A 6,589-nucleotide genomic window follows, 5' to 3' on the forward strand; every position below is an offset into this window, starting at 1 on the left:
TCCAGCCATATTATGACGTAGCCAGCGTACTCCGTCAAGTCTCAATTCCCCTCTTATGATCCGCCAGCACCCTATAAGCTTGAAAATCCCACAGGGCAGTGGTATACTCTTTTCATTATAAAATGGAAACGTGACCTCTCACGTTCCTCTGCTTTTGGAGGTACGCGCCATGTATTCTATCCGAGAAACCCAAGATTTCTACCCTCTCTCCCTGCTCTATCAGGAGAGCGGACTGGAGGTCACTCCCGGCCACACACCGCCTCAGGGAACACTGTCCATGCTTCGTTGTGAAGACTCAGAAACTGGAGAACTTGTAGCCGCAGCCACCCTCCAGCACCGTGCAGGGCACTTCGTTCTGGCTCACTTGGCGGTAGTTTCTCACCTGCAAGGTGGTGGCTTGGGAAGTCAACTGCTCGCTTCGGCAGAGCACCACGCCAAGCAGCTGGGCGCCCGGGAACTCTGGCTGGTGGGAAAGGTTCCCGGCTTTTACGCCCGGTATCAGTGGCACACTGTTCCCCGAGAAATGGCTCCTCCCATTTCCCGCTGTCTCACCTGCTCCCAGTTCCAAGTGGACTGTTTTCCCAGCATTATGAAAAAGGAACTCTCTTTTGATGTGTAAAAACAGCCCTTCTAATTGGATAATTAGAAGGGCTGTTTTGCCCGCTTACGCCTCCTCTGGGCGCGTTTTCTTGCGGTCTGGTAGTTGGGCCAAAACGATGGCCCCAAACATCAACACACAGCCCATCACCTCTCTGGCGGACATATTTTGCCCGAGAAACAGCCATCCGGCCAAAACAGAGATAACAGACTCCAAGCTCAAGATCAAACTGGCCACAGTGGGATTGAGGCCTTTCTGTCCAATGATCTGGAGGGTGTAACCCACCCCCGAGGATAAAACCCCCGCATACAAAATGGGCGCCCAAGAGATCGCCACTGCATGGGGATCAGGAATTCCCTCTATCCCCAGCATGCAGAGGCCAGAGAAAAGCGCCGCCACAAAGAACTGAATGCACGACATCTGAACGCCGTCTACCTTTGTCGTAAAATAGTCAATGACCATGATATGGACCGAAAAGCAGAATGCACACAAAAGGACCAGGAAATCCCCCTTTTGCAGCTGCAGGGAGCCACTCATACACAGCAGATACAGACCCAAAATGGCGATCACCACACTGACCCACAGTTTGGGACCCACCTTCTTTCGGAAGAACAAGCCCAGGATGGGAACAATGACGATGTACAGTGCCGTAATAAACCCAGCCTTTCCCACCGTGGTATATTGTATACCCACCTGCTGCAGGCAGGAGGCAATCCCCAATGCCAAGCCACAGAAAACTCCCCCCAAAAGAAGCGTCTTTCGCTGGGCTCGCTCCTCTCGGCGTCTCTCCTCACTTTTCATCCGGCCAAAAATCAAAATCGCAGGGATCAGGGCAAGGCCACCCACCAAGGAACGAATGGCATTGAAGGTAAATGGTCCAATGTGGTCCATTCCCACCGACTGGGCCACGAAAGCCGTGCCCCAGATAACGGCAGTCAGAAACAGCAGCAACAGATTCTTTGCAGGGAATTGATTCATGCTTCTCTCTCTACGCTCCTTTATCGCTTTGCAATGATTTCTCTTTCGTTTTTATAAATGTGGTGAGGGGGAATGGTTCCCCGCACACTGGAGATTGGGTAGATATGGCTGTGAGGGCCAATCACCGTACCTGGATTCAGCACGCTGTTGCAGCCTACCTCGACATAATCTCCCAACATCGCGCCTACTTTTTTCCGGCCTGTGGGGATACGCTCCTCCCCTGCGCGGATCACCACCAAGGTTTTATCGCTTTTGACATTGGAGGTAATGGAACCGGCTCCCATGTGTGCGTGACTGCCCAGAACAGAGTCCCCAACGTAATTGTAGTGGGGAACCTGGACCCCATCAAACAGGACCACATTCTTTAGCTCCACAGAATTCCCTACCACAGCTTTCTTCCCCACAATCGCACTTCCCCGGATAAACGCGCCGTGGCGAATCTCCGCGCCATGGTCAATGATGCAAGGACCCCCAAGATAGGCAGACGGGAAAACCTTTGCATCCTTCGCAATCCAGACATCCTCCGCCGGATGATCAAATTCCTCCGGGGAAAGGGTGGCGCCCAGTTGCAGAATATAGGCACTAAGACCCTCTAAAACCTCCCAGGGGTAGGTTTTTCCCGCAAATAGAGACGCCGCAATAGTGTCATCCAGACGAAACAAATCAGAAATGGTCAGCATGTTATTTCTTCGCCTCCACAATCAGCCCCCGCTGGCGCATGACCGCAATGACCGCGTCCACATTCTCCTCGCACAGCTCGTTGGTGGGCGCCTCTACCATGACACGCAAAACCGGCTCCGTACCACTTTTCCGCAGGAGAATCCGCCCTTGGTCTCCCAGTTTTGCCGACACCTCGCGGACTGCATTCTGTACCGCAAAATCATTTAAGGCCCGCTCTTTGTCTTGGACCCGTACGTTTTTCAGAACCTGGGGATAGATTTTCAAGTCCTGCGTCAGCTTTGACAACGGCATTTTTTTGCTTAACATTGCCTGCATCAGTTTGATCGCCGTCAAGATCCCATCCCCGGTGTTGGCGTACTTTCCAAAAATGATATGCCCAGACTGCTCCCCGCCAATGAGATGCCCATTGGCACGCATATTCTCATAAACGTACTTGTCGCCTACATCCGTTTTTTCATATCGAATATCCAAGGCGTCCAGTGCCTTATACAGGCCAAAATTCGACATCACCGTCGTCACAATGGTATTGTTGGCCAGCTTTTCCCGCTCCTTCATATAGGAACCGTAAATATAAAGAATTCCGTCTCCATCGACCAAATTTCCCTTTTCATCCACGGCCAGGCAGCGGTCTGCGTCGCCGTCAAAGGCAAACCCAATGTCCATGTGATTCTCTTTTACGTATTGCTGCAGCTGTTCTATATGCGTTGATCCGCAGCCGTCATTGATATTTAGCCCATTGGGTGTGTTGCTCAGCACGTAAGTCTCCGCCCCCAAGGCCTCAAACACGTTTTTTGCAATCATCCAGGCGCTCCCATTGGCGCAATCCAAAGCCACCTTCATATCCTTATAGGAATGGGTAGCCAAACTAATCAGATAACCAATGTAGCGGTTCCGGCCGGAAGCATAATCAATCACGCGGCCAATGTGCTCCCCTGTGGCATAGGGCAACTCTCTTGCGCTGTCCAAATAGGCCTCAATCTGATCAATCACTTCCTGTTCCATTTTCTCGCCATGCCGGTTGATCAGTTTAATGCCATTGTCATGAAACGGATTGTGACTGGCAGAAATCATAATTCCACAGTCGAATTCATCTACTTTTGAAATATAAGAAACACTGGGGGTCGTCGTCACATGCATCAGACAGGCATCCGCGCCTGAAGCAGTAATCCCTGCCGCTAAAGCACACTCAAACATATAGCTGGATCGACGGGTATCCTTTCCGATTACAATCTGTGCCTGGTGGTCTTGGCTGTAATACCACCCTAAGAAACGGCCCACATGAAACGCATGGTCCACGGTCAAGTTTACATTTGCCTCCCCTCGGAAGCCGTCAGTCCCAAAATATTTTGACATCATCATCACTCCACACTCAAAGAAAGTTAGACTCTGCGTCACTCAAAAGAAAATAGCATGAAAACACCTGCAAGCTTTAACGTTTCATTATACAACTACTTGATAGGGTCTGTCAAATAATCTAAACTTAAACGTTCTATAATGCTATGATCGCAGATAAGCAAAAGGTATGTTAATGTGTCGTTAACCACACGTATATCTATAATATTAGATTTTTCTACATCATAAACCATTTTCCCATTTTTATAACTACAATATAATTTTAATTCTTCAGGGATGCGTGAAGGTCTGTCTCGTGTCAATACCTCGGAATTGGACATTCCTAATAGACTTCCTACCTCGATAGATGCGTAATATATCGGTTCATCATCTTTTTTATAGGTCTTATATCCTCCATATCTAATTTTTCCTATATAAAAATTCTCATCCTTTTTGCATATTACAGGAAATACATTTCTGAGAAAATAACTTACTTCTCTTGGGCTTACACTTCTTGATAAAATAGTATCGTCGTTTATGTAAAGTGACCCAGTAAAACGATCTTCACAAATAGAAATCAGTTGATTTTCTTTAAATATTACCTCCTTACGCTCACCTTGGTGTCCTATGTAAAAAATTTTGAAGTACTTAATCTCATCAGTAGTCCAAAATTGAATTTCAGGACAAGCATAGCCTCTGTAAAAAACTTTTCTCCCCTCAAGAACATATTTTTTATACAAACTTGTGTAACTGTTCTGTAATATGCATAACTTTCGCATCTCCATAAATTGATTTATTCTTTTATCCATAACAGCCAAGTCTTTTCTTCTTATTTCCATACCATTTCCTCCCACAGCCGATCAATTTTCTTCATTATAGCAATAAAAAACAGGACAGTCAACTAACTGTCCTGTTTCCTGTGTTGGCGTTACCTATTTTCCCGGTTCGTCTCCAAACAAGTATCTTCGGCGCAAGTGAGCTTAACTTCCGTGTTCGGGATGGGAACGGGTGGACCCTCACTGCAATCAACACCAACTCGCTGTTACAATAACAGCTTATCAAATTTTTCGCGTCTTGTCAACCAAAACGTGGTGACCCGTACGGGAATCGAACCCATGTTTGCGGCGTGAGAGGCCGCCGTCTTAACCGCTTGACCAACGGGCCGTTGGTACACCTTCAGGGACTCGAACCCTGGACACCCTGATTAAGAGTCAGGTGCTCTACCAGCTGAGCTAAAGGTGCATACTTCTCCTTGAAAGAAAAAGCATGCAAAAAGAACTTTATACTGACTCGGCTTCGTTCCCTTGCTTTCTTCTTCCTCAAGAAAAGGCTGTGGCAATATCCACACCCTCAAAACCGAACAAAGTAACCGCCATACCCCAAGCAAGCGCCTGCACTTCTTACTCTTAACCTGAGACTCAGGTCAAGCCCTCGGCTGATTAGTACCGGTCAGCTCCATACATTACTGCACTTCCACCTCCGGCCTATCTACGACATAGTCTCTATCGTGCCTTACTCCTCGAAGGATGAGAGATCTTATCTTAGGGAAAGTTTCACGCTTAGATGCTTTCAGCGTTTATCTCGTCCGCACTTAGCTACCCTGCTATGCCGTTGGCACGACAACAGGTGCACCAGAGGTGCGTCCATCCCGGTCCTCTCGTACTAAGGACAGCCCCCTTCAAATCTCTTACGCCCGCAACAGATAGGGACCGAACTGTCTCACGACGTTCTGAACCCAGCTCGCGTGCCACTTTAATCGGCGAACAGCCGAACCCTTGGGACCGAGTACAGCCCCAGGATGTGACGAGCCGACATCGAGGTGCCAAACCTCCCCGTCGCTGTGGACGCTTGGGGGAGATCAGCCTGTTATCCCCAGGGTAGCTTTTATCCGTTGAGCGATGGCATTTCCACTCACATACCACCGGATCACTAACTCCAACTTTCGTTACTGCTCGAGCCGTCACTCTCGCAGTTAGGCTGGCTTATACGTTTACACTCACCGCACGATTTCCGTCCGTGCTGAGCCAACCTTTGAGCGCCTCCGTTACCTTTTAGGAGGCGACCGCCCCAGTCAAACTGTCTGCCTAACAGTGTCCCCCGACCGGATTCACGGCCGCAGGTTAGAAACCCAGCAATCCAAGAGTGGTATCCCAAGGGCGACTCCATACGGCCTGACGACCGTACTTCCATGTCTCCCACCTATCCTGTACATGAATTACCGAATTCCAGTATTAAGCTGCAGTAAAGCTCCATGGGGTCTTTCCGTCTAGTTGCGGGTAACTGGCTTCTTCACCAGTACAACAATTTCGCCGGGTGGGCTGTTGAGACAGCGCCCAAATCGTTACGCCATTCGTGCGGGTCAGAACTTACCTGACAAGGAATTTCGCTACCTTAGGACCGTTATAGTTACGGCCGCCGTTTACTGGGGCTTCGATTCAATGCTTCGTTGCCTGACATCTCCTCTTAACCTTCCAGCACCGGGCAGGCGTCAGCCCATATACGTCATCTTTCGATTTAGCATAGACCTGTGTTTTTGGTAAACAGTCGCTTGGGCCTATTCTCTGCGGCCTGCTCGCGCAGGCTCCCCTTATCCCGAAGTTACGGGGTCATTTTGCCGAGTTCCTTAACAACCCTTCTCCCGTTGGCCTTAGGATTCTCTCCTCATCTACCTGTGTCGGTTTGCGGTACGGGCACCCTACCTTCGCCTTTTCTCGCCTCAGAACATCGCGGACTTCCCTACTCGTGTTCGGTCCCTTACGCCCGGATCTACCAATCTCCGGGTCCCGCTATTTCCAAGTGTCAGCTTTCATTCGATAAGGTGGCTACGGAATTTCAACCGTATGTGCATCGACTACGCCTCGCGGCCTCGCCTTAGCTCCCGGCTAACCCTGGGCGGACGAACCTTCCCCAGGAAACCTTAGATTTTCGGCCATTATGATTCCCACATAATTCTCGCTACTCATTCCGGCATTCTCACTCGAATACAGTCCACCGCTGCTC

The 6,589-nt window shown here is 49.4% G+C and carries 5 protein-coding genes, 2 tRNA genes and 2 rRNA genes; 1 reads left to right on the plus strand and 8 read right to left on the minus strand.

Annotated elements, in window-relative coordinates:
- Positions 1–169: 169 nt before the first annotated feature.
- Complete coding sequence (locus DV520_RS09350; RefSeq protein ID WP_117142547.1) at positions 170–619, plus strand: GNAT family N-acetyltransferase; 450 nt, start codon at positions 170–172, stop codon at positions 617–619.
- A 45-nt stretch (positions 620–664) separates the two neighbouring features.
- Here the strand turns inward: DV520_RS09350 and DV520_RS09355 are convergent, their stop codons facing one another.
- From DV520_RS09355 to DV520_RS09390, 8 genes are all read right to left on the minus strand, one after another.
- Positions 665–1,576 carry a DMT family transporter gene (locus tag DV520_RS09355; RefSeq protein WP_117142548.1) on the minus strand — a complete coding sequence of 304 codons (912 nt, stop codon included), beginning with the start codon at positions 1,574–1,576 and terminating at the stop codon, positions 665–667.
- 20 nt (positions 1,577–1,596) lie between these two features.
- Positions 1,597–2,256 carry an LbetaH domain-containing protein gene (locus tag DV520_RS09360; RefSeq protein WP_117142549.1) on the minus strand — a complete coding sequence of 220 codons (660 nt, stop codon included), beginning with the start codon at positions 2,254–2,256 and terminating at the stop codon, positions 1,597–1,599.
- A gap of 1 nt (position 2,257) precedes the next feature.
- Positions 2,258–3,610 carry a phosphoglucosamine mutase gene (gene glmM, locus DV520_RS09365; protein WP_117142550.1) on the minus strand — a complete coding sequence of 451 codons (1,353 nt, stop codon included), beginning with the start codon at positions 3,608–3,610 and terminating at the stop codon, positions 2,258–2,260.
- Positions 3,611–3,705: 95 nt separating this feature from the next.
- On the minus strand, positions 3,706–4,428 hold the full coding sequence (locus DV520_RS09370; RefSeq protein WP_117142551.1) for a hypothetical protein: 723 nt from the start codon (positions 4,426–4,428) through the stop codon (positions 3,706–3,708).
- An 81-nt stretch (positions 4,429–4,509) separates the two neighbouring features.
- A 5S ribosomal RNA gene (rrf, locus tag DV520_RS09375) occupies positions 4,510–4,625 on the minus strand.
- Between the two features lie 53 nt (positions 4,626–4,678).
- Positions 4,679–4,753, minus strand: a tRNA-Glu gene (locus tag DV520_RS09380).
- Positions 4,754–4,755: 2 nt separating this feature from the next.
- Positions 4,756–4,831: transfer RNA gene (locus DV520_RS09385), tRNA-Lys, on the minus strand.
- Positions 4,832–5,008: 177 nt separating this feature from the next.
- A 23S ribosomal RNA gene (locus tag DV520_RS09390) occupies positions 5,009–6,589 on the minus strand; the annotation flags it as partial.

The sequence above is a fragment of the Evtepia gabavorous genome (assembly GCF_003425665.1).
Lineage (GTDB): Bacteria > Bacillota > Clostridia > Oscillospirales > Oscillospiraceae > Evtepia > Evtepia gabavorous.

Coding starts and splice junctions, on each gene's coding strand:
- DV520_RS09350 (WP_117142547.1), top strand. CDS start 170: ATGTATTCTATCCGAGAAACCCAAGATTTCTACCCTCTCTCCCTGCTC.
- DV520_RS09355 (WP_117142548.1), bottom strand. CDS start 1,576: ATGAATCAATTCCCTGCAAAGAATCTGTTGCTGCTGTTTCTGACTGCC.
- DV520_RS09360 (WP_117142549.1), bottom strand. CDS start 2,256: ATGCTGACCATTTCTGATTTGTTTCGTCTGGATGACACTATTGCGGCG.
- glmM (WP_117142550.1), bottom strand. CDS start 3,610: ATGTCAAAATATTTTGGGACTGACGGCTTCCGAGGGGAGGCAAATGTA.
- DV520_RS09370 (WP_117142551.1), bottom strand. CDS start 4,428: ATGGAAATAAGAAGAAAAGACTTGGCTGTTATGGATAAAAGAATAAAT.